Origin of the sequence: Streptomyces sp. Wb2n-11 (genome assembly GCF_001049855.1) — a bacterium.
Taxonomy (GTDB): Bacteria; Actinomycetota; Actinomycetes; order Streptomycetales; family Streptomycetaceae; genus Streptomyces; species Streptomyces altiplanensis.
Window position 1 is genome coordinate 2,681,889 of sequence record NZ_CVPB01000001.1, and the last position, 26,601, is coordinate 2,708,489.

Sequence of the window (26,601 nt, forward strand, 5' to 3'; positions counted from 1 at the left end):
CGGCGTCCTACGATGAACCGCATGACTGACCCGCGCCGTCGCCTCGTCCTCGCCTCCGCCTCCCCCGCCCGCCTCGGGCTGCTCCGCCAGGCGGGGCTCGCCCCCGAGGTGATCGTCAGCGGCGTCGACGAGGACGCGATCACCGCGCCCACGCCCGGCGAGCTGGCCCTCGTGCTGGCGGAGGCGAAGGCCGCGTCCGTCGCCGCCCGCCCCGAGGCCGCCGGCGCCCTCGTCATCGGCTGCGACTCCGTACTGGAACTGGACGGCCGGGCACTCGGCAAGCCCGCCGACGCCGAGGACGCCACCGCCCGCTGGAAGTCCATGCGCGGCCGCTCCGGCGTCCTGCGGACCGGGCACTGCGTGATCGACACCGCCACCGGCCGCCGCACCTCCGCCACCGCGTCCACCACGGTCCGCTTCGGCGAGCCGTCCGACGCCGAGATCGCCGCGTACGTCGCGACCGGCGAGCCCCTCCACGTCGCCGGCGCCTTCACCCTCGACGGCCGCTCGGCCCCGTTCGTCGACGGCATCGACGGCGACCCCGGCAACGTCATCGGCCTGTCGCTGCCGCTGCTGCGCCGGCTCCTCGCCGACCTGGGGACGCCGATCACCGCCCTCTGGGCATGACGTCGCCCAGTACCGCGATCCCCTCCGCGATCCCGCCCGGCGGCGTCGCGGCGTAACCCAGGACGAGACCGGGGCGGCCCGGGCACTGCCGGTGCCACGACAGCGGCTGCACCTTGACGCCACGTGCGAGCGCCGCGGCCGCGAGGTCGGTGTCGGCACCGGCGGATTCCGGATCGGCGAAGGTGACCACGAGGTGCAGGCCCGCCGCCGCACCGTGCACCACCGCCCCCGGCAGGTGCTCCCCGATCGCCGCGATCATCGCGTCCCTGCGGGTCCGGTGCCTCCTGCGCAGAAGGCGCAACTGCCGTTCCATCTCACCCGATTCCATCAGCCGCGCCAGCACCAGTTGCGGCAGTACCGGGTTGCCGAGGTCGGCGAACCGCTTCGCGTCCACCAGCGCGTCCCGGTACTTCGGCGGCGCCGGCATCCACCCCACCCGCAGCGCGGGCGCGAGCAGCTTGGACACGCTCCCGGCGTAGCAGACCTGCTCCTCTACATGGCGTGGAGCACGCTGAGGGACGAGAACGCCCTCACGGCGGAGAAGGGGGCCGGCCCCCGCCCGGCGGCGAAGGTGATCGCGTCCGGCGTTCTCATCAACATCCTCAATCCGAAACTCACGATCTTCTTCTTCGCGTTCCTGCCCCAGTTCGTGAGCGCGGGCGAGCCGAACGCGCTGGTGCGCATGGCCGAGTTGAGTGCCGTGTTCATGCTGCTCACCTTCCTCGTCTTCGCCGCCTACGGAAGGTTCGCCGCCGCGATGCGCCACCACGTCCTCTCGCGCCCCCGGATCCTGACCTGGCTGCGCAGGGTCTTCGCAGGCGCGTTCGCCACCCTCGGCGCCCGGCTCGCGTTCCTCTGAAACCCCGCGCGCGATCCCCGCGCCGCGCCGCGCCGCGGACGATCCGTCAGGCCGGTGCCGGAGTTCCGCTCTCCGGCCCGGCGGGCGGCGCGTCCGCGGCAACCGTGGTATCGCCCCGCCCCTCCCGCTCGCCGTACGCGACGAGCGACAGCACGACCAGGCCGAGCACGGCCATCATCGCCGCGAACGCGGTCCACCCGACCAGCCCGACCGCCAGCGCCCCGAGCACCCCGTGCACCACCGCGCACGCGATGAGCAGGGTCCGGCCGAGGCGGCCCGGCGCCCGGTCCGCCAGCGCGGCGCGCAGCAGGAAGACTCCGCACGCGACCAGGTAGAGGCCGAAGACTCCGCCCATCACCCATGTCGAGGTGGCCATGACGCCGGAGTCCAGACCGTCCAGGGACATCGACTGGCTGTCGACGACCCTGCCGAGGATCCAGTGGACGCACACGGTCCCGACGGCTTCGACGAACAGCACGGCCGCGGACACGGCAGCTATCGGCCTGCGCGCCATGGCGCCCCACCCTCTTCCGGCTGTTACCCCTAGTACGTGCGCGACGGCCCAAACGCTACTAACGGGTAAACCTCCGTACAAGGGGTCCGGCACCGTCGGCCCCCGGGCAAAGAATCATTCGGCCATTCGTAGGAACTCCACAAAGAAAGCCGCCACGTGGTTGACCGCTCGGACAGAGACCTGTGCCACACCGGACAACTACTGTGCGGTGAAGGAACCCGTCGTACCGTGGTGCGACAAGGGAATTCGCGAATCGCGCGAGCCTCGCATCACGCTCCGTGTGGGCAAGCTCACCATTGGGGACGGGTCGTAGGGCCGTGTCGGCAGTCCCTAAACTCAGCTTGTTTCAAGGAGGGAGCCATCGTGCGCAAGGTGCTCATCGCCAACCGTGGCGAAATCGCTGTCCGCGTTGCTCGGGCCTGCCGGGATGCCGGGATCGCGAGCGTGGCCGTCTACGCCGATCCGGACCGGGACGCGGTGCATGTCCGTGCGGCGGACGAGGCGTTCGCTCTGGGCGGTGACACCCCGGCCGCCAGTTATCTGGACATGGCCAAGGTGCTGGCGGCGGCGAAGGACTCGGGGGCGGACGCGGTCCATCCGGGGTACGGGTTCTTGTCGGAGAACGCGGAGTTCGCCCAGGCGGTGATCGATGCGGGGCTGACCTGGATCGGTCCGCCGCCGCAGGCGATCCGGGACCTGGGCGACAAGGTCGCCGCCCGGCACATCGCGCAGCGTGCCGGGGCGCCGCTGGTGGCGGGCACCGCGGACCCGGTCTCCGGCGCCGAGGAGGTGGTGGCCTTCGCGCGCGAGCACGGGCTGCCGATCGCGATCAAGGCGGCGTTCGGCGGCGGCGGGCGCGGTCTGAAGGTGGCCCGCACCCTGGAGGAGGTCCCCGAGCTCTACGACTCCGCGGTCCGCGAGGCGGTCGCGGCGTTCGGGCGCGGCGAGTGCTTCGTCGAGCGCTACCTCGACCGGCCCCGGCACGTGGAGACCCAGTGCCTGGCGGACGCGCACGGCAACGTGGTGGTGGTCTCCACCCGGGACTGCTCGCTGCAGCGCCGCCACCAGAAGCTGGTGGAGGAGGCCCCGGCGCCGTTCCTGACCCAGGAGCAGAACGCCGAGCTGTACGCCGCCTCCAAGGCGATCCTGCGGGAGGCCGGCTACGTGGGCGCGGGCACCGTGGAGTTCCTGGTCGCCGCGGACGGCACCATCTCCTTCCTGGAGGTCAACACCCGTCTGCAGGTCGAGCACCCGGTCTCCGAGGAGGTCACCGGCATCGACCTGGTGCGGGAGATGTTCCGCATCGCCGACGGCGAGGAGCTGGGCTACGACGACCCGGCGGTGCGCGGGCACTCCATCGAGTTCCGGATCAACGGCGAGGACCCGGGCCGCGGTTTCCTGCCCGCCCCGGGCACGGTGACCGCCTTCACCCCGCCCACCGGCCCCGGCGTGCGCCTGGACGCCGGCGTGGAGTCCGGCTCGGTGATCGGCCCGGCCTGGGACTCGCTGCTGGCCAAGCTGATCGTCACCGGCGCCACCCGCGAGCAGGCGCTGCAGCGCGCCGCCCGGGCGCTGGCGGAGTTCACCGTCGAGGGGATGGCCACCGCGATCCCCTTCCACCGCGCGGTGGTCACCGACCCGGCGTTCACCTCGGACCCGTTCACCGTGCACACCCGGTGGATCGAGACCGAGTTCGTCAACACCGTTGCGCCCTACACCGTGCCCGGCGCGGACGGCGAGGAGGACGAGTCCGGGCGCGAGACCATCGTGGTCGAGGTCGGCGGCAAGCGCCTGGAGGTCTCGCTGCCCTCCAGCCTGGGCATGTCCCTGGCCCGCACCGGCCTGGCGGCCGGCGCCAAGCCCAAGCGCCGGGCGGCGAAGAAGTCCGGCCCGGCCGCCTCCGGCGACACCCTGGCCTCCCCGATGCAGGGCACCATCGTCAAGATCGCGGTCGAGGAGGGCCAGCAGGTCAGCGAGGGGGACCTCGTCGTCGTCCTGGAGGCCATGAAGATGGAACAGCCCCTGAACGCCCACCGCTCGGGCACCGTCAAGGGCCTGGCCGTCGAGATCGGCGCCTCCCTGACCTCCGGCGCCGTCATCTGCGAGATCAAGGACTGACCCCGGCCACGGCCGCGGACCACCGGACAACCACCGGCCGCACCAGCACCCCAGGGCCCCGCCGAAACCGGCGGGGCCCTGCGCACACCCGGTGCGTCCGGCCCGCGATGGCATTCTGGAGACCCGAGCAGGAGAAGGGCGACGAGATGCCGACGAGCAGTCCACACAGGCCCGGGACGCCGACGTCCTCGCCGACGGCCGTACGGCCCATGCGCGCCGACGCCCGCCGCAACTACGAGCGCGTGCTGGCCGAGGCGCGTACCGCCTTCGCCGAGCACGGCACCGACGCCTCGCTGGAGGACGTCGCGCGCCGCGCCGGTGTGGGCATCGGGACGCTCTACCGGCACTTCCCCACCCGGCACGCACTGATGAGCGCGGTCTTCCAGGGCGCCGTGGACGAACTCCTCGCGCACGCGCGGGGTCTCGCCGACAGCGAGGCGCCCTGCTCGGCGCTCGTCACGTGGCTGCGCGAGATCATCACCCATGCGGGTGAGTACCGGGGACTCGCCCGCGAGCTCATGTCGGCCTCGCGGGACGAGAGTTCGGCCCTGGCGCGGTGCAGCACGCCGATGAACGCGGCGGGCGAGCGGTTGCTCGTACGGGCTCAGGAGAGCGGCTCCGTCAGGCCCGACGTGTCGATCGGGGACCTGATGCAGCTGACCAACGCCATCGCGCTGGCAGCCGAGCAGGCCCCGGACGATCCGGAGCTGGCCGACCGGCTGCTGACGCTGACGCTGACAGGTCTGCGGGCGGAGAGGTAGCGGCCGCCGGTACGGCGCGCCCGCCTCAGCGGCGGCGCAGATCGGCGACGCGCGCCCGTTCGGCCGGCCCCGCCTGCTGATCCGCCAGGGATCCGGCGGGGCGCAGTTGCGCACCGCCCCCCGGGGCGCCCGGGTGCGTACGCCGCTGGCCGGGCAGGGGCATGTCCCGGCGGGGCTGGCGCCCCGGCGGGACACCGTCCCCCCCGGCACCCGCCGCTCCTCCCGGCCCCGCGACGGTGATCTGCACTCCCTGGTCGGCCAGGGCCTGCAGTTCGGTGGCCGCACGGTCGTCGTGGGACGGCGGCTCGTCGGTGACCAGGCGGGTGATCACGTCGGTCGGCACCGTCTGGAACATGGTGTCGGTCCCGAGCTTGGTGTGGTCCGCGAGGACCACCACCTCGGCGGCGGCCTGCACCAGCGCCCGGTCGACGCTCGCGGAGAGCATGTTGGAGGTGGACAGACCGCGCTCGGCGGTCAGTCCGCTGCCGGAGAGGAAGGCGCGGGAGACCCGCAGCCCCTGGAGGGACTGCTCGGCCCCGCTGCCGACCAGCGCGTAGTTCGAACCGCGCAGCGTGCCGCCGGTCATGACGACTTCGACCCGGTTGGCGTGCGCCAACGCCTGGGCCACCAGCAGGGAGTTGGTGACGACGGTCAGCCCGGGAACCCGGGCGAGCCGTCTGGCCAGCTCCTGCGTGGTCGTCCCGGCGCCGACGACGACGGCTTCACCCTCTTCGACGAGTCCCGCGGCGAGGTCGGCGATGGCCGTCTTCTCCGCGGTCGCGAGATGGGATTTCTGCGGAAAGCCGGACTCCCGCGTGAAACCGCCCGGCAGTACCGCACCGCCGTGCCGGCGGTCGAGGAGTCCTTCCGCCTCCAGTGCCCGCACGTCCCGCCGTACGGTCACTTCGGAGGTCTGGACGACGCGGGCGAGCTCACGGAGCGATACAGCCCCGTTGGCTCGCACCATTTCGAGGATCAATTGGCGACGTTCTGCAGCGAACACGAAACTGACAGTAACCTGACCGGCCGACAGTTCTCAGCAGTTTGCGCCGAATAGCAGAAGTTGTACGTAAGCAGAGGGCCGGAGTGGTATACGCGGCGCACGCCGGTCGCGTGCGCCGCGCGCGGCTGCGCCGGCTACGCCTCGGCGGACGTCTTGCGGGTGTGCAGCTGCCGTGCCACCTCGGCGATGGAACCCGACAGGGACGGGTAGACCGTGAAGGCCTTCGCGACCTGTTCCACGGTCAGGTTGTTGTCGACGGCGAGCGAGATCGGGTGGATCAGCTCGCTGGCGCGCGGGGCGACGACGCAGCCGCCGACCACGATGCCCGTACCGGGACGGCAGAAGATCTTGACGAAGCCGTCGCGGATGCCCTGCATCTTGGCGCGCGGGTTGCGCAGCAGCGGCAGCTTCACGGCGCGCGCGTCGATCCGGCCCGCGTCCACGTCCGCCTGCGTGTAGCCGACCGTCGCGATCTCGGGGTCGGTGAAGACGTTCGCCGAGACGGTCTTGAGGTTCAGCGGGGTCACCGCGTCGCCGAGGAAGTGGTACATCGCGATCCGGCCCTGCATGGCCGCGACCGACGCCAGCGCGAACACCCCGGTGACGTCGCCCGCCGCGTACACGCCGGGCGCGGTGGTGCGCGAGACCTTGTCGGTCCAGATGTGGCCCGAGTCCTTCAGCCGGACCCCGGCCTCCTCCAAACCCATGTCCGCGGAGTTCGGGATGGCGCCGACGGCCATCAGGCAGTGGGAGCCGGTGATGACGCGCCCGTCGGAGAGGGTCACCTCCACCCGGTCGCCGACCCGCTTGGCGGACTCGGCCCGCGAACGTGCCATGACGTTCATGCCGCGGCGCCGGAAGACGTCCTCCAGGACGGCGGCGGCGTCCGGGTCCTCGCCGGGCAGCACGCGGTCGCGGGAGGAGACGAGGGTGACGCGCGAGCCGAGTGCCTGGTACGCGCCGGCGAACTCGGCGCCCGTGACACCGGAGCCGACCACGATGAGCTCCTCGGGGAGCTCGTCCAGGTCGTACACCTGCGTCCAGTTCAGGATCCGCTCGCCGTCCGGGAGCGCGTCGGGGATCTCGCGCGGGTGCCCGCCGGTCGCGATCAGCACGGCGTCGGCGGTGATGCGCTCCACCTCGCCGTCCGCGTCGGTGACGACGACGGTGCGCGAGCCGTCGGCGTCCTGCTGGCCCTCCAGGCGGCCGCGGCCGCGCAGCACGCGTGCGCCCGCACGGGTGACGGACGCGGTGATGTCGTGGGACTGCGCGAGCGCGAGGCGCTTCACGCGGCGGTTGACCTTGCCCAGGTCCACGCCGACCACGCGGGCCGCCTGCTCGACGTGCGGCGTGTCGTCGGCGACGATGATGCCCAACTCCTCGTACGAAGAGTCGAAGGTCGTCATCACCTCGGCCGTGGCGATCAGGGTCTTGGACGGTACGCAGTCGGTGAGCACCGACGCCCCGCCCAGGCCGTCACGGTCGACGACGGTCACCTCCGCGCCGAGCTGGGCGCCCACCAGGGCCGCCTCGTATCCGCCGGGTCCGCCACCGATGATCACGATCCGGGTCACGAAAAAGTCCGCCTCGCATTGTCAATCCCGGCCCGCCTGCCCGCTCGGCCGGGGATCCGGGGATCGCCCGGGGGGAATGCAGTACGTACTCCATTGTCCCGCACGCTTCAAAGTGCTTCGCCCCGGGGCCCTCCATCCGGGCGCGGCGCTCCAAGAGCCCCGCCGCGCCACCCCCTCCCGTACCCTCGACCACATGTCGCTCTACGCCGCGTACGCCGGCAACCTCGACGCGCGGCTGATGACGCGCCGCGCACCGCACTCACCGCTGCGCGGGACCGGCTGGCTCAACGGCTGGCGGCTGACCTTCGGCGGGGAGGCGATGGGCTGGGAGGGCGCGCTCGCCACCATCGTGGAGGCCCCGCGTTCCCAGGTCTTCGTCGCGCTCTACGACATCGCTCCCATGGACGAGGACTCCATGGACCGCTGGGAGGGTGTCGGACTCGACATCTACCGCCGGATGCGGGTGCGGGTGCACACCCTGGACGGCGAGGAGCCGACCTGGCTGTACGTCCTGAACGGGTACGAGGGCGGGCTGCCCTCGGCGCGCTACCTGGGCGAGATCGCCGACGCGGCGGAGTCGGCGGGCGCACCGCACGACTACGTCATGGAGCTGCGCAAACGCCCCTGCTGACGCGGGACGCCGGGGCGTTTGTCCGATCTGCCAAAGCAACGATCGAAACACCGTCGGCAGCAACATCTACGCGCGTAGGGATTCACCGGTTACCCTCGTCGGCGTGAACGCATCTGTTATCCCTGCCCCCGCCGACGGAACCGCCGACCCCCACGCGGCGGCCGACGCCGCCGCCACCCGCCTGCGCGAGCTGACCGGCGCCGAGACCCACGACGTCGCCCTCGTGATGGGGTCGGGCTGGGTGCCCGCCGCCGAGGCGCTGGGCGCGCCCGAGCACGAGTTCCCGGTCACCGAGCTGCCCGGCTTCCCGCCGCCGGCCGTCGCCGGACACGCGGGCACGGTCCGTTCGTACAAGATCGGTGACAAGCGCGCCCTGGTCTTCCTCGGCCGTACGCACTACTACGAGGGCCGCGGTGTCGCCGCCGTCGCGCACGGCGTCCGCACCGCCGTCGCCGCCGGCTGCGGGACCGTCGTCCTGACGAACGGCTGCGGCGGCCTGCGCCCGGGCATGCGCCCCGGCCAGCCGGTCCTGATCAGCGACCACATCAACCTGACGGCCACCTCGCCGATCATCGGGGCGAACTTCGTGGACCTGACGGACCTGTACTCGCCGCGCCTGCGCGCGCTGTGCAAGGAGGTGGACGCCACCCTGGAGGAGGGCGTGTACGTCCAGTTCCCCGGCCCGCACTACGAGACCCCCGCCGAGATCAACATGGTCCGCGTGATGGGCGGCGACCTGGTCGGCATGTCCACGGTCCTGGAGGCCATCGCCGCGCGTGAGGCCGGCGCGGAGGTGCTCGGCATCTCGCTGGTCACGAACCTGGCCGCGGGTCTGACGGGCGAACCGCTCAACCACGAGGAAGTCCTCCAGGCCGGCCGCGACTCGGCCACCCGGATGGGCGCGCTCCTGGCCCAGGTCCTCGAGCGGATCTGACCCCGGGGCGCCCACCGGGCCCGTCCTCGGACGCCGGAGGGGCCGGACGGTGCCCACTGGGCGGCTTCCGGCCCCTCCGGCGTCCGAGTGACGGGATCCGGGGCGGGGAACAAGCACGCCGCAGGCGAATCGGAACGCACACACACGAGAGGTGGACCACATCGTGCAGCAGGAGCAGGAGCTGATCGCGCGGGCGCAGGCCTGGCTGGCCGAGGACCCGGACAGCGAGACCCGCGAGGAGCTCGGCAAGCTCATCGACGCCGAGGACCTGGGCGAGCTGGCCGCCCGGTTCGCCGGCACGCTGCAGTTCGGCACGGCGGGACTGCGCGGAGAGCTCGGCGCGGGCCCCATGCGGATGAACCGCGCCGTCGTCATCAGGGCCGCCGCCGGCCTCGCCGCGTACCTGAAGGCGAAGGGGCAGACCGGCGGCCTCGTCGTCATCGGCTACGACGCCCGGCACAAGAGCGCCGACTTCGCCCGCGACACCGCCGCCGTGATGACCGGCGCGGGGCTGCGCGCCGCCCTGCTGCCCCGCCCGCTGCCCACCCCCGTCCTGGCCTTCGCCATAAGGCACCTGGGCGCCGTCGCCGGCGTCGAGGTCACCGCGAGCCACAACCCGCCCCGCGACAACGGCTACAAGGTCTACCTCGGCGACGGCTCGCAGATCGTGCCGCCCGCCGACGCCGAGATCGCGGCCGAGATCGCGGCCGTGCGCTCCCTCGCGGACGTACCGCGCCCCGAGGACGGCTGGTTCACGCTCGACGAGGAGGTCCTGGAGGCCTATCTCGCCCGTACGGACGAGGTCCTCACCGCCGGGTCCCCGCGCACCGCCCGCGCCGTCTACACGGCCATGCACGGCGTCGGCAAGGACGTCCTCCTGGCCGCCTTCGCCCGGGCCGGCTTCCCCGAGCCCGTGCTCGTGGCCGAGCAGGCCGAGCCGGATCCGGACTTCCCGACGGTCGCCTTCCCCAACCCGGAGGAGCCGGGGGCGATGGACCTGGCCTTCGCCACCGCCCGCCGCGCCCAGCCCGACCTGGTCATCGCGAACGACCCGGACGCGGACCGCTGCGCCGTCGCCGTGCCCGTGCCCGGCACCGACGAGTGGCGGATGCTGCGCGGCGACGAGGTCGGCGCGCTGCTCGCCGCGCACCTGGTGCACAAGGGCGCCCGCGGCACGTTCGCCGAGTCGATCGTGTCGTCGTCGCTGCTCGGCCGGATCGCCGACGCCGCGGGTCTGGCGTACGAGGAGACCCTGACCGGCTTCAAGTGGATCGCCCGCGTCGAGGGCCTGCGCTACGGCTACGAGGAGGCCCTCGGCTACTGCGTCGACCCCGAGGGCGTACGCGACAAGGACGGCATCACGGCGGCGCTCGCCGTCGCCGAGCTCGCCTCCGTGCTCAAGGAGCAGCACCGCACGCTCCTCGACCTGCTCGACGACCTCGCCGTCGAGCACGGCCTGCACGCCACCGACCAGCTGTCGGTCCGCGTCCAGGACCTCACCGTGATCGCCGACGCGATGGCCCGGCTGCGCGCCCGGCCGCCCGTCGCGCTCGCCGGCCTGGCCGTCACCACCGCCGAGGACCTGACGCACGGCACCGACAAGCTGCCGCCGACCGACGGCCTGCGCTACTACCTCGACGGTGAGGTGAAGGCCCGCGTGATCGTGCGGCCGAGCGGCACCGAGCCCAAGCTCAAGTGCTACCTGGAGGCCGTGGTCCCGGTGGCCGGCGCGAGCGAGCTGGCGGCGGCCAGGGAACGGGCCGAGGGCATCCTCGCCGCGGTCAAGCGCGACCTCGCGGCGGCCGCCGGCATCTGAGCGAGGCATCCGTCGTACGGGCGGCCGGCCCCCTGCCCGGGGCCGGCCGCCCGTACGACGTGACACGAGACCGGCTCACGAACTCCTGCGCCCCGCGCTCCCCCCGCACCACCCGCTGCTGGTCGGGGCCGTCGGACGGCTCCCCGGGGCACTCATGGCGGCGCTCGCGCCCGTGCGGTCCGGGACGTGCACGCAGCCGGACCCGCCCCGAGTCACCCCACCCCGTCGGACGGACCACGGTGCCGGGAGGGGACGTGACGGGGCGCGCCCCGCGGGGCGCCGAACACCACCACCCCGAAGCAGAACCCCGTACCCGAACGTTCGGCACCCGAGGAGACGCCCCGGCACGGCACCTACCCCGAAGCCCCCGCCCCCGAGCGCACCCGCCCGCACGCCTCACCCGGTGGCGAAGAGCACCGCCAACGCGATCGCGCCCGCCGCGCACGGCACGATGATCCCGTACGCCCAGCGGACGGCCGGCTCGCCCTGCGCGGTCGGCCGCGCTCCGCACCGCTCCGCCTGCTCGCGCAGGTCGTCGACGGTCTGGTCGGCGGGCGCCCTGCGCGTCCGCGCGTCGGTGACGTCGGCGGTCGCGGAGGTCCTGCCGTACGGGTCGTCGGTCGCCCGCCGGGCCTGCTGCCGGGCGACCCGCTTGCGCTGGCGCAGCGAGACGGGCACGGCCCACAGCTGGTACTTCCGGCCGCCCGCGAGGACCTCGCTGGAGTAGCCGGCCCGAACACCCTCGACCGCCCCCCAGGGCAGCGTGACCGTACGGAAGGGATTGCGGATCCGGAGCCGGTCGTCGTTGGCGTACACGGCGGGCCGCAGCGTGAACGCCACCACCAGCGGCACGGCGAACAGCAGCCCCGCCACGGCGGCCCACGGCGTACGGCCCTCCCCGCGCACCAGCGCGTCGCCACCGATCCAGGCGGCCAGCAGGAGGATCAGGACACCGCCGGCGAGGGCGGAGGGCGACCGGAAGACGCGGTCGGCGTACGGCGGCTCGTCGGACCGGCCGGGTCCGCCGGGGTTGCCGGGGCCTCCGGGACCGCTAGGACCGCTGGGGCTGCTTGTCATGCGGCCGATTCTGCCTCACGTCACACAGGCTCGGCCGGGGCCGGGGGTGTACAGGTCGCTACGCGCGTAGATATGCTGCAGTGGTGACCATGCCCACCACTGCACCCGCATCCGCGTTCGCCGACGTGACCACGTCCGACGCCGCGCTGCGCCGCTTCCTGCACGGGCTCCCCGGCGTGGACCCCGTCGGCCTGGAAGCGCGCGCCGCGTCCCTCGGCACCCGTTCGGTCAAGACCACCTCGAAGGCGTACGCCATCGACCTGGCCATCTCGATGATCGACCTCACCACGCTCGAAGGCGCGGACACCCCGGGCAAGGTCCGGGCGCTCTGCGCCAAGGGAGCCAATCCCGATCCGACCGACCGCACCACGCCGCGCGTCGCCGCGATCTGCGTCTACCCGGACATGGCGGCCACCGCCAAGGACGCCCTGGCCGGCACCGGCATCAAGGTCGCCTCGGTCGCCACGGCCTTCCCCGCGGGCCGCGCCGCGCTCCCCGTCAAGCTCGCGGACGTGCGCGACGCGGTCGCCGCCGGGGCGGACGAGATCGACATGGTGATCGACCGGGGGGCCTTCCTCTCCGGTCACTACCTGAAGGTCTACGAGGAGATCGTGGCCGTGAAGGCCGAGTGCGGCGACAAGGCCCGCCTCAAGGTCATCTTCGAGACCGGCGAGCTCTCGACGTACGACAACATCCGCCGCGCGTCCTGGCTCGGGATGCTGGCGGGCGCGGACTTCATCAAGACCTCCACCGGCAAGGTGGGCGTGAACGCCACCCCGCCCAACACCCTGCTGATGCTCGAGGCCGTACGCGACTTCAAGGCGCAGACCGGGATCCGGATCGGTGTGAAGCCGGCCGGCGGCATCCGCTCCACCAAGGACGCGATCAAGTTCCTGGTGCTGGTCAACGAGACCGTCGGCCAGGACTGGCTCAGCAACGAATGGTTCCGCTTCGGCGCGTCCTCGCTGCTGAACGACCTGCTGATGCAGCGGCAGAAGCTGAGCACCGGCCGTTACTCCGGTCCCGACTACGTGACGGTGGACTGATCACCATGGCATCTGTATTCGAGTACGCACCCGCTCCCGAGTCCCGCTCGGTCGTCGACATCGCGCCGTCCTACGGCCTGTTCATCGACGGCGAGTTCACCGACGCGGCCGACGGCAAGGTCTTCAAGACGATCTCGCCGTCCACCGAGGAGGTCCTCTCCGAGGTCGCCCGGGCGGGCGCCGAGGACGTCGACCGCGCCGTCAAGGCGGCCCGCAGGGCTTTCGAGAAGTGGTCCGCGCTGCCCGGCTCCGAGCGCGCCAAGTACCTCTTCCGCATCGCGCGGATCATCCAGGAGCGCTCGCGCGAGCTGGCCGTCCTGGAGACCCTCGACAACGGCAAGCCGATCAAGGAGACCCGCGACGCGGACCTCCCCCTGGTCGCCGCGCACTTCTTCTACTACGCGGGCTGGGCCGACAAGCTCGACCACGCCGGGTACGGCGCAAACCCGCGCCCGCTCGGCGTCGCGGGCCAGGTCATCCCCTGGAACTTCCCCCTCCTCATGCTCGCGTGGAAAATCGCCCCGGCGCTCGCCACGGGCAACACGGTCGTCCTCAAGCCGGCCGAGACGACCCCGCTCTCCGCGCTCTTCTTCGCGGACATCTGCCGCCAGGCCGGGCTCCCCAAGGGCGTCGTCAACATCCTTCCCGGTTACGGGGAGGCCGGCGCCGCGCTCGTCGGGCACCCGGACGTCGACAAGGTCGCCTTCACCGGTTCCACGGCCGTCGGCAAGGCGATCGCCCGCCAGGTCGCGGGTACGGACAAGAAGGTCACCCTCGAACTCGGCGGCAAGGGCGCGAACATCGTCTTCGACGACGCCCCGATCGACCAGGCCGTCGAGGGCGTCGTCACCGGCATCTTCTTCAACCAGGGCCAGGTCTGCTGCGCGGGCTCGCGCCTGCTGGTCCAGGAGTCGGTCCAGGACGAGCTGCTCGACGCCCTCAAGCGCAGGCTCTCCACGCTGCGCCTGGGCGACCCGCTGGACAAGAACACCGACATCGGCGCCATCAACTCCGCCGAGCAGCTGGCCCGTATCACCGCGCTCGCCGAGACCGGCGAGGCGGAGGGCGCCGAGCGCTGGTCCGCGCCGTGCGACCTCCCCTCCTCCGGCTACTGGTTCGCGCCGACGCTCTTCACGGGCGTCACGCAGGCGCACACCGTCGCGCGCGACGAGATCTTCGGCCCGGTGCTGTCGGTGCTGTCGTTCCGTACGCCCGACGAGGCCGTCGCCAAGGCCAACAACACCCAGTACGGCCTGTCGGCAGGCATCTGGACGGAGAAGGGGTCGCGGATCCTCGCGGTCGCCGGCAAGCTCCGCGCGGGTGTCGTCTGGGCCAACACGTTCAACAAGTTCGACCCGACCTCGCCCTTCGGCGGCTACAAGGAGTCGGGCTCCGGCCGCGAAGGCGGCCGCCACGGCCTGGAGGCGTACCTCGATGTCTGATCGACTCCCTGTCTTCAAGACCTACAAGCTGTACGTCGGGGGCAAGTTCCCCCGGAGCGAGAGCGGCCGGGTGTACGAGGTGACCACAGCGACATCAGCCGCCGGTGCGGCGGGCAAGGGCGACTGGCTGGCGAACGCCCCCCTCGCCTCCCGCAAGGACGCGCGCGACGCGGTCGTCGCGGCGCGCAAGGCGTTCGGCGGCTGGTCGGGCGCGACGGCGTACAACCGGGGTCAGGTCCTCTACCGCATCGCCGAGATGCTGGAGGGCCGCAAGGACCAGTTCGTGCGTGAAGTCGCGGACGCCGAGGGCCTGTCGAAGGCGAAGGCCGCCGTCGTCGTCGACGCGGCGATCGACCGCTGGGTCTGGTACGCGGGCTGGACCGACAAGATCGCCCAGGTCGTGGGCGGCGCGAACCCGGTCGCGGGCCCGTTCTTCAACCTCTCCACTCCCGAGCCCACGGGCGTCGTCGCCGTCGTCGCCCCCCAGGAGTCGTCCTTCCTGGGCCTCGTCTCGGTGATCGCCCCGGTGATCGCGACGGGCAGCACGGCCGTCGTCGTCGCCGCGGAGAAGACCCCGCTGCCCGCGCTCTCCCTCGGTGAGGTCCTGGCCACGTCCGACCTGCCGGGCGGTGTGGTCAACATCCTGACCGGGCGTACGCGGGAGATCGCGGCGCCGCTCGCCTCGCACCAGGACGTCAACGCGATCGACCTCACGGGCGCGGACGCGGACCTGGCGCGCGATCTGGAGATCGCCGCCGCGGACAACCTCAAGCGGGTTCTGCGTCCACAGCCTGTGGACTGGTCGGCCGACCCCGGCACGCACCGCCTGACGGCCTTCCTCGAGACCAAGACGGTGTGGCACCCGACGGGCTCCCTGGGCGCGTCCGGCTCCTCCTACTGACCCTCGCGCCCCATGCGGATGGGCCCCGTACCGCTCGATCCGGTACGGGGCCCATCCGTGCGCCCGCGCGTCCGGGCGCCCGTGTGCCCGCATGCCCATGTGGGCGGGTCAGCCCGGGAGCAGGTCCGTCGCCGGCCCCGCCGCGGGCAGGTCCTGGAGCGCGTCGCCCCGCGTGAGCGGGGCGGTGACCGCCGCGGTGCCGACCGGCTCGAAGTCGGCGACCCGGGTGCCCACCGAGTTGTCCAGCGGGTCCACCCCCGTCCCGGCCATCGGGTTCAGCGGGAGGGTCTTGACCGGGGCGGCCCCGCCGGCGGCCGCGTGCCCGAGTCCTTCGGCCAGGGCCCGGCCCGTGGCCGCCGCGCCGGAGCCCTCCGGCGGCGCCCCGGCCGCCTGCGCCGCGCCGCCGCCCGCGGCGAGGGCCGCGCCGGCGGCCGTGACCGCGAGGCCGACGCGCAGGAGCGCGCACCGCCGGGAGCCGGAAGAGGTGTGACGTGCCATGGAATTCCCGCCCGAGTGAGTGATCACGAGAGCACGCACCGTAGTCGAGATGTGATGCTGATACCAAGAAGTGTCCGGCGGGATCCCCCGCCAGGGTGCATGCCGCACACTTGTCCCCTGTGAGCTCATCCTCCATACCCACGCGCGTCGTTCTGCTTACGGGCCCCTCCGGTTCCGGAAAGTCGTCGCTCGCCGCCCGCTCGGGCCTGCCCGTGCTGCGCCTCGACGACTTCTACAAAGAGGGCGACGACCCCACGCTCCCGCAGGTCGTGGGGGGTACGGACATCGACTGGGACTCCCCGCTGTCCTGGGACGCGGACGCCGCCGTCGCGGCGATCGAGGAGCTGTGCCGTACGGGGCGTACGACCGTCCCCGTCTACGACATCGCCACCAGCGCGCGGGTGGACAGGGAAGCGCTCGACATCGAGCGCACGCCCCTGTTCGTGGCCGAGGGGATCTTCGCCGCGGACATCGTGGCGCGCTGCCAGGAACTGGGCGTACTGGCGGACGCGCTCTGCCTGCGCGGGCGTCCCACGACGACCTTCAGGCGGCGGCTGCTCCGGGACCTGCGGGAGGGCCGCAAGTCGGTGCCGTTCCTGCTGCGCAGGGGCTGGCGGCTGATGCGGGCCGAGCGGACGATCGTGGGGCGCCAGACGGCGCTCGGGGCACATCCCTGCGGCACGGAGGAGGCGCTGGGCCGGCTGGCCGCGGCGGCCGCGGGCCGCTGCCGCCGGACGCCCGCGGTGCGCTAGCTGTATTGCCCTGTGAGGTTGGGGACGCGGCTGGTGGGTGGTTGGCCTTTGAGCGCGGTGTGTCCGCGGTGGTGATTGTAGGTGTGCAGCCAGGCGGGGAAGGCGTCGCGTCGTTCCTGTTCTGAGCGGTAGGGCTTTGCGTAGGCCCACTCGTCGAGCAGGGTGCGGTTGAAGCGTTCGACCTTGCCGTTGGTCTGCGGCCGGTAGGGCCGGGTTCGCTTGTGGGCGATCCCGGCTGCCGCGAGAGCATCGCGCCAGTCGCGTGAGCGGTAGCAGGAGCCGTTGTCGGTCAGCACCCGCTCGACGGTGATCCCGGCCTGTGTGAAGAACGCCTGGGCACGGGTCCAGAAGCCGGTGGCGGTCTCTTTCTTCTCGTCGGTGAGGATCTCGCTGTAGGCGAGGCGGGAGTGGTCGTCGACGGCGGTGTGCAGGTAGCTGTAGCCGGCGTTCTTGCGGGTCTTGCGGCCTGCTTGGCGGCCCAGGACCTTGTGTCCGCCGCCGTCGGGGATGTTGCCGAGCTTCTTGATGTCGACGTGGACCAGTTCGCCGGGCTTCTCGCGTTCGTAGCGGCGTATGACGCGGCCGGTGGCCCGGTCCAGGTGCGTGAGGCGGGCCAGGCCGTAGCGGGTCAGCACACGGTGCACGGTCGAGGGCACCAGCCGCAGCAAGTGTGCGATGCGGGCCGGCCCCCAGCGGCGCAGGACACGGACCTTGATGATGCGCCGCTCGGTGCGGGTCGGGGTCCTGCGCGGGCTGGTGCGCGGGCGACTGGAGCGGTCACTCATGCCTGCTTCGCCGAACGTCCGGTAGCGGTCGGCCCAGCGCTGAGCGGTGGTCGGTGAGACCTGGAAGCGCTCGGCGGCCCGGCGCAGGGGCCAGCCGTCCTCGACCACGCAGCGGGCCAGGCGCAGTCGTCCGGTCTCGGTCAGGGGTGCATTACGGTGGGGCATGAGGGCCTTTCGTCGTTCGGTGCAGATGTCGCAATCCACACCGAACCCGGAAGGCCCTCACTCGTTCAAGTTCACTCTTCAGTGATCGCTGTCACCAACCTCCGTGGACAGAACAGCTAGCGCCACCGCTCTTCGGGCTTCGGCCGCGCCCCGCCCGCGACCGCCGCAACGACGTACAGCGGGGCCGGACAGGACCCCCCGGCCCGCCCGACCCCGCTGTGTCTCCCCCGTGAGCTTCCGCGGTCTCCCCCGAAACCGCGGCCCCCGTGCCCCCCGTGCCCCCCCTCGTGCCTTCAGGCCACCAGCTCGCCGAAGGACTCTTCCTCGTCACGGCCGAAGCTGAGGGCCTCGTCCTCGCGCAGCCGGCGCAGTGAACGCCAGATGCTGCTCTTGACCGTGCCGACACTGATGTCGAGGATGTCCGCGATCTCCGGGTCGGTGCGGCCCTCGTAGTACCGCAGGACCAGCATCGTGCGCTGGAGTTCGGGCAGCCGGGCGAGCGCCTGCCAGAGCACGGCGCGCAGCTCGGTGCCGCGCATCGCGTCCGTGTCGTTCGCCGTCTCCGGCAGTTCCTCGGTCGGGTATTCGTTGAGCTTGCGCCTGCGCCAGGCGCTGATGTGCAGGTTCGTCATCGTGCGGCGCAGGTAGCCGCCGACCGCCGCCTTGTCGCTGATCCTGTCCCAGGCGCGGTACGTCGAGAAGAGGGCGCTCTGCAGCAGGTCCTCGGCCTCGAACCGGTCGCCGGTCAGGTGGTAGGCGGTGGCGTACAGGGAGGCCCGGCGCTCCCGGACGTAGGCGGTGAATTCCGCCTCCGACCTCGGAGCCCCTCCCCCTGCGACCTCCCGGTACGCCGCTCCCCCGTGCCCCCCGTCGTTCTCCGCGGACACGTCGGGCACCGCGGCCACATGCATGGCCTGCGCGCGCTGACGCCCGGTGCCGCGAGCGCACCCCCGCCCGACGGCATCGGACTTCCCGGTGTTCCTCGTGACGTCGTGGAGACGCGTGACAACTGCGCTGGAGTTGGTGCTGTGCAGTGCGTTCATATCGCGCCCCCCGTCGGTGGAATCCGTCGCTGTCCGTGTGCCAATGAGCTTGCCCGGGCAGTTTCATCACGGTGTCCGCCGACTGTCACAGCCCTGTCACAGGGGGCGGGAGCGTCCCAACTGTCGAACTCCTCCTCCCCCATGGGCCAGAATGACCTCTGTGCCTTTCCTGTTGCTGATCGAGGACGACGACGCCATCCGCACGGCCCTCGAACTCTCCCTGTCACGCCAGGGCCACCGAGTGGCCACCGCGGCGACGGGAGAGGACGGCCTGAGGCTGCTGCGCGAGCAGCGGCCGGATCTGATCGTGCTGGACGTGATGCTGCCCGGCATCGACGGATTCGAGGTGTGCCGGCGCATCAGGCGCACGGACCAGCTGCCCATCATCCTGCTGACCGCGCGCAGCGACGACATCGACGTGGTGGTCGGCCTGGAGTCGGGCGCCGACGACTACGTCGTCAAGCCGGTGCAGGGACGGGTCCTCGACGCCCGTATCCGCGCGGTGCTGCGGCGGGGCGAGCGGGAGGCCAACGACGCCGCCGTCTTCGGCAGCGTCGTCATCGACCGGTCCGCCATGACGGTCACCAAGAACGGCGAGGACCTCCAGCTCACGCCGACCGAGCTGCGGCTGCTGCTGGAGCTGAGCCGCCGCCCCGGGCAGGCCCTGTCGCGCCAGCAGTTGCTGCGTCTGGTGTGGGAGCACGACTACCTCGGCGACTCGCGGCTGGTCGACGCGTGCGTGCAGCGGCTGCGGGCCAAGGTCGAGGACGTACCGTCGTCGCCGACGCTCATCCGCACGGTCCGGGGCGTCGGTTACCGGCTGGACTCGCCTTCGTGAGCGCTGCTTCCCGCAGGACGCTGCTGGCGGGGCTGCGTCTGACCAGTCTGCGGCTGCGGCTCGTCGTCGTCTTCGCCCTGGTGGCGCTGACGGCCGCCGTCTCCGCGTCGGGCATCGCGTACTGGCTCAACCGCGAGGCGGTGCTGACCCGTACCCAGGACGCGGCGCTCAAGGACTTCCGGCAGGAGATGCAGAGCCGCGCGGCCACGCTGCCGATGCACCCGACGCAGGCCGAACTCCAGGCCGCCGCCGCGCAGATGGCGGCCGGCGGCAGCCCCGGCTACAGCGTGCTCCTGGTGGACCAGCGGGCGGCGGGCAAGCCGATCGCCGGGACCTCCGACATCGACACCCTGACGCTCGACGACGTACCGCGGGAGCTTCAGGACGCGGTGAACCGGCGGCAGAAGGTCACGGACGCCAACGAGTTCCCGCACCACCTCTACTGGGTGCGCGTCAGCCCGAGGGGGAAGCCGCTCCTGGTGGCGGGCACGAAGGTGATCGGCGGCGGGCCCACCGGCTACATGGTCACCTCCCTGGAGCAGGAGCGCGACGACCTCAACTCGCTGGCCTGGTCCCTCGCGATCGCCACCGCGCTCGCGCTGCTGGGCTCCGCGCTGCTCGCCCAGGCGGCCGCGACGACCGTGCTCAAGCCCGTGCAGCGGCTCGGGGACGCGGCGCGGCGGCTCGGCGAGGGGAAGCTCGACACCCGGCTGAGGGTGTCGGGCACGGACGAACTGGCCGACCTGTCAAGGACGTTCAACAAGACCGCGGAGTCGCTGGAGAAGAAGGTCGCGGACATGAGCGCGCGGGAGGAGTCGAGCCGGCGCTTCGTCGCCGACATGTCGCACGAACTGCGCACCCCGCTGACCGCGATCACCGCGGTGGCCGAGGTCCTGGAGGACGAGGCGGACAACCTCGACCCGATGATCGCGCCCGCCGTGCACCTGGTGGTGAGCGAGACGCGGCGCCTGAACGACCTCGTCGAGAACCTGATGGAGGTGACCCGCTTCGACGCGGGTACGGCCCGTCTCGTCCTCGACGACGTCGATGTCGCGGACCAGGTGACCGCCTGCATCGACGCCCGCGCGTGGCTGGACGCGGTGGACCTCGACGCCGAGCGCGGCATCATGGCGCGCCTCGACCCGCGCCGCCTGGACGTCATCCTGGCGAACCTGATCGGCAACGCCCTCAAGCACGGCGGCTCCCCGGTGCGGGTGTCGGTGCGGACCGTCGGCCACGAACTGGTCATCGAGGTGCGGGACCACGGTCCCGGCATCCCCGAGGACGTACTGCCGCACGTCTTCGACCGCTTCTACAAGGCGAGCGCGTCACGGCCGCGCTCCGAGGGCAGCGGGCTCGGCCTCTCCATCGCCATGGAGAACGCGCACATCCACGGCGGGGACATCGCCGCGGCGAATTCGGCCGACGGCGGCGCGGTCTTCGTGCTGCGGCTGCCGCTCGACGTGTCGCGGTCCGCGGACGGCGAGGAGAACGCCGGTGTGAGGGAGGGCGAGGAGTGCGAAGAACAGTGAAGCGCGGGCCGTCCCGTCTCGTGGGCCTCGCCGCGCTCTGCGCCGTGCTCGCCGGGTGCGGGATCAGGACCACTTCGGTGCCGGTCGAGGCGGGCGCCGCACCGTCCCGGATGCCGTGCGAGCTGTCGGCGGAGGACTCCTCCTCCCCGGCGGCCCCCGGCATTCCGCTCCAGGTGTACCTGATCTGCGGCGCGCAGCTGGTCCCGGTGGACCGGGCGGTGCGTACCCCCGGGGAGAAACCGGTGTCCGGCCGGACGCGGGTCGCGCAGACGCTCCTCGACGAGCTCCAGGAGGAGCCTTCGGACGAGGAGAAGCAGGCGGGGTTCACCACGGACGTACGGGAGACACTGGCCGTTTCCGGGGCGCGCAAGGGCGACCCCCGGGGCGCGCTGCGGCTCAGCAGCCAGCCCGAGGACCTGCCCGCGCACGCGCTGGCGCAGATCGTCTGCACGTACGCGGACAGCGCGGCGTCCGGGTCCGACCGGTCCGTGGTGCTCGGCGGCCCCTCCGACGACCCGGTGCGCGCCTACCGGTGCACGGCGGCGCTGAAGTCCCGTCCCGAGTCGGTGCCCGTCCCCGGCGAGATCCTCCCTTCGCGCTGATCCGTCCCGGCTGCCGGCCGCACCGACCCGCCCCGTCCCCGCCGGTCCGCGCGGGCCGCCCCCGCCGGTCCGCACGGGCCCGTCCGGGTGATGTGCGGGTCCGGCTCGTCACACCGCCGCCCGGGGCGGAACCGATCGTGCCGGTGACCGCGTCTTGGAAGGCGTGCGTCATGGCTCGGACGGCAGCGCCGTCATCATCCGCTTCCGCGCGGCGGGAGGACTCCTCCTCCTCGCGCACCTGCTGCTCGTCGGGTGGCTGTCGCTGCGCCCCCTGGACGTCCCGTGGGTGACCTCACCGAACTTCCACCCGCTGGCCGGCATCGAGGCGTATCTGGCGCTCGGCCCCGCCCCGGCGGCGCGGCGCATCTGCGAGGGGCTTCTGCTGCTGGCTCCGCTGGGCGTACTGCTGCCGATGGCGGGGGGCCGGCTCTCCGTCTCGCCGGTGGCCTCGCTGGCCCGTACGGCCCTGGCGGGGGGACTGTTCTCGCTGGCGATCGAGCTGCTCCAGACCGGGGTGCCGGGCCAGGTCGTCGATGTGGACTCGGTCCTGCTGAACACGGCCGGGGTCGCGCTGGCGCACCTGACGGTCGTACCGGTGGGGCGGGCCCGGCTGCGCCGCAAGCAGGAGCGGGTGCCGGGCGGGGCCGTCCTGCGGGAGGAGGCCCCCCAGGGGCCCACCCCGACGATTCCCAGGGTCGGGATCGCCCCGTAGGGCGATGCTTCGGGCCGGTCTGCGCCAGCAGTATGGAGGTACCGGGAGGCACACCGGAAGTGACCCCCGGACCAGCTCGCGAGGAGCCCGCCATGACAGCCCTTGTCCGCCCCCGTAACGGCCGAGTGATCGGTGGAGTGTGCGCTGCGCTGGCACGGCGCTTCGGCACTTCCGCGACCACGATGCGAGTGATCTTCGTGCTCTCGTGCCTGCTGCCCGGACCGCAGTTCCTGCTGTACCTGGCGCTGTGGGTGTTCCTGCCCTCCGAGGGGACCGCGAAGACCGCCTGGTAGTCCGCCGCGGCTTCCGCGCACGCGGGTACGCGCAAGGGGCGCGCACCGGATACGGATCCGGTGCGCGCCCCTTGCGCGTGCGCTGTGCGGGTGCCCGGGATCAGACGGAGGGCAGCGTGCCGGCCGGCAGGCCGCCCAGCAGGCTCTGGACCGGGTTGGTGTCGCTGTCCACCAGGGGCTTGGACACGGGCGCTCCGGTGACGGCACCGGCGAGCGCGTTCTGGCCGGCGGCCAGAGCCTCGGGGGCTCCGGCGGGGAGCTTGTTGCCGGCCTCCTGCACGGGCAGTACCGAGGTCACCGTGGACAGCGCGGTGGCCGCGTCGGGAACGGCCGGGGCGGCCTGCTCGGCCGCGGAGGCGCTGCCGACGGCGGCAGCGGCGAAGGCGGCACCGAGGGCGGCGACGCCGAGAGTCTTGGCGGCAAACTGCTTCATGGGGAAGACGTCCTTGCGACGGGGTGGGGTGGGTGAGCGGCTCTGCAAGCTAGCCACGCCCCGACTCCGCCGCAAACACGGCGAGGCGGCCGGAAACCGTCGTTCCCGGCCGCCTCCGAAGCGGTGCGCTCAGCTTCGGACGGAGGAAGATCCGCTGGTCGCGGCGGTCTGCCGGAACAGCCATTCGGATTTCAGCTCGGCGTATCCGGGCTTGATCACGTCATTGATCATGGCGAGGCGTTCATCGAAAGGAATGAATGCTGATTTCATCGCATTGACTGTGAACCACTGCATGTCGTCGAGCGTGTATCCGAAGGCGTCGACCAGGTGCTCGAACTCGCGGCTCATGCTGGTGCCGCTCATCAGCCGGTTGTCGGTGTTCACCGTGGCCCTGAAGTGCAGCTTGCGCAGCAGCCCGATGGGGTGTGCGGCGTAGGAGTCGGCCGCGCCCGTCTGGAGGTTGGACGTCGGGCACATCTCCAGCGGGATGCGCTTGTCGCGCACGTACGCGGCGAGGCGGCCCAGCGTGACGCTGCCGTCGGCCGCGACCTCGATGTCGTCGATGATGCGTACGCCGTGACCGAGCCGGTCGGCGCCGCACCACTGGAGCGCCTGCCAGATGGAGGGGAGACCGAAGGCCTCACCGGCGTGGATCGTGAAGTGGTTGTTCTCGCGCTTGAGGTACTCGAAGGCGTCCAGGTGCCGGGTGGGGGGGAAGCCCGCCTCGGCGCCCGCGATGTCGAAGCCGACGACGCCGTTGCCGCGGTAGCGGTTGGCGAGTTCGGCGATCTCCAGGGCGCGGGCCGCGTGCCGCATGGCGGTCAGCAGGGCGCCGACGCGGATCCGGTGGCCGTTCGCCTTCGCGCGGCGCTCGCCCTCGCGGAAGCCGTCGGTGACGGCCTCGACGACCTCTTCGAGGGTCAGGCCCTTTTCGAGGTGCTGCTCGGGGGCGTACCGGACCTCGGCGTAGACGACGCCGTCCTCGGCGAGGTCCTCGGCGCACTCGGCGGCGACGCGGAAGAGCGCGTCACGCGTCTGCATGACGGCGCAGGTGTGCGCGAAGGTCTCCAGGTAGCGCTCCAGCGAACCGGAGTCGGCGGCCTCGCGGAACCAGATGCCGAGCTTGTCGGCGTCGGTCTCGGGAAGGGCTTCGTAACCCGCCTCGCGGGCGAGATCGATGATCGTGCCGGGGCGCAGGCCGCCGTCGAGGTGGTCGTGGAGCAGCACCTTCGGGGCGCGGCGGATCTGGCTCGCTGTGGGGGCGTTGAGGGTCTCGCTCGTCATCTGGGCACTCTAGCGCCTACGCGCGTAGATCGCGCCTGTCGATACGTAACAGTGACCCTGCGTACGGGTGGAGTACACCTGCGCTTCTGAGACTGTTCTGTCATGGCACAGCAAGCAAACCCGGTTTCCGGGGCCCGGTTGGGCCGGGCGCTCGGAGCGGTCGCGGCGGCCGGGGGCGGCGACCGCTCGGTGTGCGTCAACGGCGTCGTACTGCTGCTTCCGGCCGGCGAGCCGGTGTCGGCGCGCCGGCCGTCCCCGCTGGCGCACGCCGGTGTGCGGCCGCTGGCGCGGACCCTGGCCGGAGCGGGGCGGGGCGAAGGGCTCGTGGCCCATGTCGTGCGCTACCGGGGCCGCGGCTGGAACGGCGCGGACGCGCGGCTCGCGGCCGACGCGCGGTGGGCGGTGGACGAGGTCGTACGGCGCTACGGCGACGTACCGGTGTGCCTCGCGGGGATCGACATGGGCGGGCGCGCCGCGCTGCACGCCGCGGACCACGCGGCCGTCACCTCCGTGCTCGCGATCGCGCCCTGGCTGCCGGACGACGACGTCGCGGCGGCCGAGGAGCCGGTGAAGCAGCTGGCCGGGCGTCATGTGCTGATCGTGCACGGCACGAACGACGAACGTACCGATCCCGAGCTGTCGTACCGGCTGGCCGAGCGGGCCAAGAAGGCGAACCGCGACATCTGCCGCTTCGAGGTCCACTCGGACGGCCACGCGCTGCGCCAGCACCGCCCGGAAGTGCTGGCGCTGGCGGCCGACTTCGTCCTGGGCACGCTCTTCGGCCGCGGGTACGCCCGGCCGGTGGCCGACGCCTTCGCCGCGCCGCCGCCGCTGGGACTGCGGATGCCGCTCGCCTCCGGCTTCGGGCAGTCGCTGCGGCGGTAGGCGGCGGGCGGGGCGCCGCTCACGCTTCCGGCGGTGAGACCTCGGCGGTCCAGCCGTACGGAAGCTCGCCGCCGTCCAGCGTGATCGCCTCCACCGCGCGCGTGCGGGGATCGATGTCGGCCGCCACGCCGTCGCCCTCGTAATGGGGGTAACCCGACACGCTCGTCTCGCCCGTCGCCTCCACGACCGCCGTGCGCAGCGTGGATCCGTGGTCGGGGTGGCCGTCGGCGTCGGCCGTCCGGGGCTTGATCTCCACCGTGTAGCGGGCGGGGGGCCGAGTGGGAGGAGTAGGCATGGCTTCGACGCTAGCGCCGCTAGCGTCCCGCCCGCCGTACGACGCGCGCCCCGCAGGAGGCTCTGTCAGGGTCGAAGGCATGATGCGTATGGTCCGCGCCCGCGCGGCGCACTGGCCGACGACCGTGCCCGTGCTGGCCGTCGTGCTGCTGGTCTTCACCTGGGGGCGGTCCCTGCCGGGATTCGTGGTGGCGCTGCTGGCGTGTTTCCTGGCCGGTTCGGTGCTCGCGGCCGTCCACCACGCCGAGGTGGTGGCCCACCGGGTGGGTGAGCCGTTCGGCTCACTCGTCCTGGCCGTGGCCGTGACGGTCATCGAAGTCGCCCTGATCGTCACGCTCATGGCCGGCGGGGGCGACAAGAACAGCTCGCTGGCCAGGGACACCGTCTTCGCGGCCGTGATGATCACCTGCAACGGCATCGTCGGGGTGTCCCTCCTCGTCGGTTCGCTCAAACGCAAGGTGGCGGTGTTCAACGCGGAGGGGACGGGCGCGGCGTTCGCGACCGTCACGACGCTGGCGGGGCTGAGCCTGGCGCTGCCGACGTTCACCACCAGCGCTCCCGGTCCCGAGTTCAGCCCGGCCCAGCTCGTCTTCGCGGCGTTCGCGGCCGTACTGCTCTACGGGCTGTTCGTGATGACGCAGACCTGGCGGCACCGGGACTACTTCCTGCCCGTCACCACCCAGGGCCAGGTGATCGACGTAGAGGACCACGCCGATCCCCCGACGCGGCGGGTCGCGCTGATCAGTCTCGGGCTGCTGGCCGTGTCGCTGGTCGCGGTGGTCGGACTGGCGAAGGGGGTGTCCCCGACGATCGAGGCGGGGGTGGCGGCGGCCGGGCTGCCCGCCTCGGTGGTGGGTGTCGTGATCGCGCTGCTCGTGCTGGCGCCGGAGTCGATCGCCGCCGTGCGGGCCGCCCGGCGCGACCGGGTGCAGACCAGCCTGAACCTGGCGCTGGGGTCGGCCATGGCCAGCATCGGCCTGACCATTCCGGTGGTCGCCGCCGCGTCCGTCTGGATGGCGGGGCCGCTGCTGCTGGGGCTCGACGCCACCCACATGGTGCTGCTCGTGCTCACCGTGGCCGTCGGCACGCTGACCATCGTGCCGGGGCGCGCCACCCCCCTCACGGGCGGCGTGCACCTGTCGCTGCTGGCGGCCTACCTGGTGCTCGCCGTCAGCCCGTGAC

At 72.5% G+C, this 26,601-nt stretch carries 27 protein-coding genes and 2 pseudogenes; 18 read left to right on the forward strand and 11 right to left on the reverse strand.

The genetic code is table 11. The features are described 5' to 3' along the window. Positions 1-21: 21 nt before the first annotated feature. Complete coding sequence (locus BN1555_RS11890) at positions 22-627, forward strand: Maf family protein (protein ID WP_093803349.1); 606 nt, start codon at positions 22-24, stop codon at positions 625-627. Here BN1555_RS11890 and BN1555_RS11895 read toward each other — a convergent pair. Further along, positions 608-1,123: pseudogene (locus tag BN1555_RS11895) on the reverse strand (aminotransferase class I/II-fold pyridoxal phosphate-dependent enzyme); the annotation flags it as partial. The gene BN1555_RS11890 and the pseudogene BN1555_RS11895 overlap by 20 nt on opposite strands. Between BN1555_RS11895 and BN1555_RS11900 the strand changes: the two are divergent. Beyond that, positions 1,100-1,486 (forward strand): annotated as a pseudogene (locus BN1555_RS11900) (LysE family translocator); the annotation flags it as partial. The pseudogenes BN1555_RS11895 and BN1555_RS11900 overlap by 24 nt on opposite strands. A 46-nt stretch (positions 1,487-1,532) precedes the next feature. Here BN1555_RS11900 and BN1555_RS11905 read toward each other — a convergent pair. Further along, positions 1,533-2,000, reverse strand: a complete 468-nt coding sequence (locus BN1555_RS11905) for a hypothetical protein (RefSeq protein ID WP_093799363.1) — start codon at positions 1,998-2,000, stop codon at positions 1,533-1,535. Between the two features lie 363 nt (positions 2,001-2,363). Between BN1555_RS11905 and BN1555_RS11910 the strand changes: the two genes are divergently transcribed. Continuing rightward, entirely contained in the window at positions 2,364-4,118 is a 1,755-nt protein-coding gene (locus BN1555_RS11910) for an acetyl/propionyl/methylcrotonyl-CoA carboxylase subunit alpha (protein WP_093799364.1), read from the forward strand. Between the two features lie 146 nt (positions 4,119-4,264). Then, the gene (locus BN1555_RS11915; RefSeq protein ID WP_255306403.1) at positions 4,265-4,879 is read left to right on the forward strand and encodes a TetR/AcrR family transcriptional regulator; all 615 of its coding nucleotides are present in this window, start codon (positions 4,265-4,267) and stop codon (positions 4,877-4,879) included. Between the two features lie 25 nt (positions 4,880-4,904). On the opposite strand, the gene BN1555_RS11920 is transcribed toward BN1555_RS11915, so the two are convergent. Both BN1555_RS11920 and BN1555_RS11925 read right to left on the reverse strand, forming a co-directional pair. Further along, positions 4,905-5,882, reverse strand: coding sequence for a DeoR/GlpR family DNA-binding transcription regulator (locus tag BN1555_RS11920; RefSeq protein WP_093799366.1), 978 nt, complete (start codon positions 5,880-5,882; stop codon positions 4,905-4,907). Between the two features lie 134 nt (positions 5,883-6,016). After that, complete coding sequence (locus tag BN1555_RS11925) at positions 6,017-7,456, reverse strand: NAD(P)H-quinone dehydrogenase (RefSeq protein ID WP_093799367.1); 1,440 nt, start codon at positions 7,454-7,456, stop codon at positions 6,017-6,019. Positions 7,457-7,649: 193 nt separating this feature from the next. Here BN1555_RS11925 and BN1555_RS11930 point away from each other — a divergent pair, with 193 nt between their 5' ends. The 3 genes from BN1555_RS11930 (at position 7,650) to BN1555_RS11940 (ending at position 10,837) form a co-directional block, all read left to right on the forward strand. Then, positions 7,650-8,087, forward strand: a complete 438-nt coding sequence (locus tag BN1555_RS11930) for a gamma-glutamylcyclotransferase family protein (protein ID WP_093799368.1) — start codon at positions 7,650-7,652, stop codon at positions 8,085-8,087. Between the two features lie 103 nt (positions 8,088-8,190). Then, entirely contained in the window at positions 8,191-9,021 is an 831-nt protein-coding gene (locus BN1555_RS11935) for a purine-nucleoside phosphorylase (RefSeq protein WP_093799369.1), read from the forward strand. Positions 9,022-9,184: 163 nt separating this feature from the next. Then, positions 9,185-10,837, forward strand: a complete 1,653-nt coding sequence (locus BN1555_RS11940; protein WP_093803351.1) for a phospho-sugar mutase — start codon at positions 9,185-9,187, stop codon at positions 10,835-10,837. Between the two features lie 396 nt (positions 10,838-11,233). On the opposite strand, the gene BN1555_RS11945 is transcribed toward BN1555_RS11940, so the two are convergent. Beyond that, the gene (locus BN1555_RS11945; protein ID WP_093799370.1) at positions 11,234-11,914 is read right to left on the reverse strand and encodes a PH domain-containing protein; all 681 of its coding nucleotides are present in this window, start codon (positions 11,912-11,914) and stop codon (positions 11,234-11,236) included. A gap of 89 nt (positions 11,915-12,003) precedes the next feature. On the opposite strand from BN1555_RS11945, the gene deoC reads away from it, so the two are divergent. The 3 genes from deoC to BN1555_RS11960 are packed head-to-tail and all read left to right on the forward strand — an operon-like array spanning position 12,004 to position 15,303. Then, complete coding sequence (gene deoC / locus BN1555_RS11950; RefSeq protein WP_093803353.1) at positions 12,004-12,960, forward strand: deoxyribose-phosphate aldolase; 957 nt, start codon at positions 12,004-12,006, stop codon at positions 12,958-12,960. 5 nt (positions 12,961-12,965) lie between these two features. Beyond that, the gene (locus tag BN1555_RS11955; protein WP_093799371.1) at positions 12,966-14,402 is read left to right on the forward strand and encodes an aldehyde dehydrogenase family protein; all 1,437 of its coding nucleotides are present in this window, start codon (positions 12,966-12,968) and stop codon (positions 14,400-14,402) included. After that, a complete protein-coding gene (locus BN1555_RS11960; protein WP_093799372.1) occupies positions 14,395-15,303 on the forward strand; it encodes an aldehyde dehydrogenase family protein in 909 nt (302 codons plus the stop codon). Before BN1555_RS11955 ends, BN1555_RS11960 begins: the two co-directional genes overlap by 8 nt. Positions 15,304-15,411: 108 nt before the next feature. Here the strand turns inward: BN1555_RS11960 and BN1555_RS11965 are convergent, their stop codons facing one another. Continuing rightward, positions 15,412-15,801, reverse strand: a complete 390-nt coding sequence (locus BN1555_RS11965) for a hypothetical protein (RefSeq protein ID WP_093799373.1) — start codon at positions 15,799-15,801, stop codon at positions 15,412-15,414. A gap of 119 nt (positions 15,802-15,920) precedes the next feature. On the opposite strand from BN1555_RS11965, the gene BN1555_RS11970 reads away from it, so the two are divergent. Then, positions 15,921-16,553 carry a uridine kinase family protein gene (locus tag BN1555_RS11970; protein ID WP_255306006.1) on the forward strand — a complete coding sequence of 211 codons (633 nt, stop codon included), beginning with the start codon at positions 15,921-15,923 and terminating at the stop codon, positions 16,551-16,553. Here the strand turns inward: BN1555_RS11970 and BN1555_RS11975 are convergent. After that, complete coding sequence (locus BN1555_RS11975; RefSeq protein ID WP_093799375.1) at positions 16,550-17,503, reverse strand: IS481 family transposase; 954 nt, start codon at positions 17,501-17,503, stop codon at positions 16,550-16,552. The genes BN1555_RS11970 and BN1555_RS11975 overlap by 4 nt on opposite strands. A gap of 293 nt (positions 17,504-17,796) precedes the next feature. After that, a complete protein-coding gene (locus tag BN1555_RS11980) occupies positions 17,797-18,546 on the reverse strand; it encodes a SigE family RNA polymerase sigma factor (protein ID WP_093799376.1) in 750 nt (249 codons plus the stop codon). Positions 18,547-18,706: 160 nt separating this feature from the next. Between BN1555_RS11980 and afsQ1 the strand changes: the two genes are divergently transcribed. The 5 genes from afsQ1 to BN1555_RS12005 all read left to right on the forward strand — a co-directional run bounded on the left by afsQ1 (position 18,707) and on the right by BN1555_RS12005 (position 22,523). Continuing rightward, complete coding sequence (gene afsQ1 / locus BN1555_RS11985; protein WP_176710271.1) at positions 18,707-19,384, forward strand: two-component system response regulator AfsQ1; 678 nt, start codon at positions 18,707-18,709, stop codon at positions 19,382-19,384. Next, positions 19,381-20,916 (forward strand): sensor histidine kinase, encoded by a 1,536-nt coding sequence (locus tag BN1555_RS11990; RefSeq protein ID WP_093799378.1) that lies wholly within the window; start codon positions 19,381-19,383, stop codon positions 20,914-20,916. Before afsQ1 ends, BN1555_RS11990 begins: the two co-directional genes overlap by 4 nt. Then, positions 20,901-21,518: a hypothetical protein gene (locus BN1555_RS11995; protein ID WP_093799379.1), complete on the forward strand. Its 618-nt coding sequence runs from the start codon at positions 20,901-20,903 to the stop codon at positions 21,516-21,518. Before BN1555_RS11990 ends, BN1555_RS11995 begins: the two co-directional genes overlap by 16 nt. Positions 21,519-21,681: 163 nt before the next feature. Continuing rightward, a complete protein-coding gene (locus tag BN1555_RS12000) occupies positions 21,682-22,230 on the forward strand; it encodes a VanZ family protein (RefSeq protein WP_093799380.1) in 549 nt (182 codons plus the stop codon). Positions 22,231-22,322: 92 nt separating this feature from the next. Next, positions 22,323-22,523, forward strand: coding sequence for a PspC domain-containing protein (locus tag BN1555_RS12005; protein WP_093799381.1), 201 nt, complete (start codon positions 22,323-22,325; stop codon positions 22,521-22,523). A gap of 100 nt (positions 22,524-22,623) precedes the next feature. Here BN1555_RS12005 and BN1555_RS12010 read toward each other — a convergent pair whose 3' ends face one another. Both BN1555_RS12010 and BN1555_RS12015 read right to left on the reverse strand, forming a co-directional pair. Then, a complete protein-coding gene (locus tag BN1555_RS12010) occupies positions 22,624-22,956 on the reverse strand; it encodes a hypothetical protein (RefSeq protein WP_093799382.1) in 333 nt (110 codons plus the stop codon). A gap of 129 nt (positions 22,957-23,085) precedes the next feature. Then, complete coding sequence (locus BN1555_RS12015; RefSeq protein ID WP_093799383.1) at positions 23,086-24,240, reverse strand: adenosine deaminase; 1,155 nt, start codon at positions 24,238-24,240, stop codon at positions 23,086-23,088. A 102-nt stretch (positions 24,241-24,342) separates the two neighbouring features. Between BN1555_RS12015 and BN1555_RS12020 the strand changes: the two genes are divergently transcribed. Further along, positions 24,343-25,125 carry an alpha/beta hydrolase gene (locus BN1555_RS12020; protein WP_093799384.1) on the forward strand — a complete coding sequence of 261 codons (783 nt, stop codon included), beginning with the start codon at positions 24,343-24,345 and terminating at the stop codon, positions 25,123-25,125. A 19-nt stretch (positions 25,126-25,144) separates the two neighbouring features. Here BN1555_RS12020 and BN1555_RS12025 read toward each other — a convergent pair whose 3' ends face one another. Continuing rightward, on the reverse strand, positions 25,145-25,420 hold the full coding sequence (locus tag BN1555_RS12025; RefSeq protein ID WP_093799385.1) for a hypothetical protein: 276 nt from the start codon (positions 25,418-25,420) through the stop codon (positions 25,145-25,147). 79 nt (positions 25,421-25,499) lie between these two features. Between BN1555_RS12025 and BN1555_RS12030 the strand changes: the two genes are divergently transcribed. Continuing rightward, complete coding sequence (locus tag BN1555_RS12030) at positions 25,500-26,600, forward strand: calcium:cation antiporter (protein WP_093799386.1); 1,101 nt, start codon at positions 25,500-25,502, stop codon at positions 26,598-26,600. The last annotated feature ends 1 nt before the right edge of the window (position 26,601 follow it).

Bases quoted from the DNA above. Each gene is read 5' to 3' on its own strand.
- BN1555_RS11930 (WP_093799368.1), top strand. From the start codon at position 7,650: ATGTCGCTCTACGCCGCGTACGCCGGCAACCTCGACGCGCGGCTGATG.
- BN1555_RS12015 (WP_093799383.1), bottom strand. From the start codon at position 24,240: ATGACGAGCGAGACCCTCAACGCCCCCACAGCGAGCCAGATCCGCCGC.
- BN1555_RS12020 (WP_093799384.1), top strand. From the start codon at position 24,343: ATGGCACAGCAAGCAAACCCGGTTTCCGGGGCCCGGTTGGGCCGGGCG.
- BN1555_RS12005 (WP_093799381.1), top strand. From the start codon at position 22,323: ATGACAGCCCTTGTCCGCCCCCGTAACGGCCGAGTGATCGGTGGAGTG.
- BN1555_RS11955 (WP_093799371.1), top strand. From the start codon at position 12,966: ATGGCATCTGTATTCGAGTACGCACCCGCTCCCGAGTCCCGCTCGGTC.
- BN1555_RS11975 (WP_093799375.1), bottom strand. From the start codon at position 17,503: ATGCCCCACCGTAATGCACCCCTGACCGAGACCGGACGACTGCGCCTG.
- BN1555_RS11905 (WP_093799363.1), bottom strand. From the start codon at position 2,000: ATGGCGCGCAGGCCGATAGCTGCCGTGTCCGCGGCCGTGCTGTTCGTC.
- BN1555_RS11960 (WP_093799372.1), top strand. From the start codon at position 14,395: ATGTCTGATCGACTCCCTGTCTTCAAGACCTACAAGCTGTACGTCGGG.
- BN1555_RS12010 (WP_093799382.1), bottom strand. From the start codon at position 22,956: ATGAAGCAGTTTGCCGCCAAGACTCTCGGCGTCGCCGCCCTCGGTGCC.
- BN1555_RS11965 (WP_093799373.1), bottom strand. From the start codon at position 15,801: ATGGCACGTCACACCTCTTCCGGCTCCCGGCGGTGCGCGCTCCTGCGC.
- BN1555_RS11945 (WP_093799370.1), bottom strand. From the start codon at position 11,914: ATGACAAGCAGCCCCAGCGGTCCTAGCGGTCCCGGAGGCCCCGGCAAC.
- BN1555_RS12030 (WP_093799386.1), top strand. From the start codon at position 25,500: ATGATGCGTATGGTCCGCGCCCGCGCGGCGCACTGGCCGACGACCGTG.
- BN1555_RS11915 (WP_255306403.1), top strand. From the start codon at position 4,265: ATGCCGACGAGCAGTCCACACAGGCCCGGGACGCCGACGTCCTCGCCG.
- BN1555_RS12025 (WP_093799385.1), bottom strand. From the start codon at position 25,420: ATGCCTACTCCTCCCACTCGGCCCCCCGCCCGCTACACGGTGGAGATC.
- deoC (WP_093803353.1), top strand. From the start codon at position 12,004: ATGCCCACCACTGCACCCGCATCCGCGTTCGCCGACGTGACCACGTCC.
- BN1555_RS11890 (WP_093803349.1), top strand. From the start codon at position 22: ATGACTGACCCGCGCCGTCGCCTCGTCCTCGCCTCCGCCTCCCCCGCC.
- BN1555_RS11980 (WP_093799376.1), bottom strand. From the start codon at position 18,546: ATGAACGCACTGCACAGCACCAACTCCAGCGCAGTTGTCACGCGTCTC.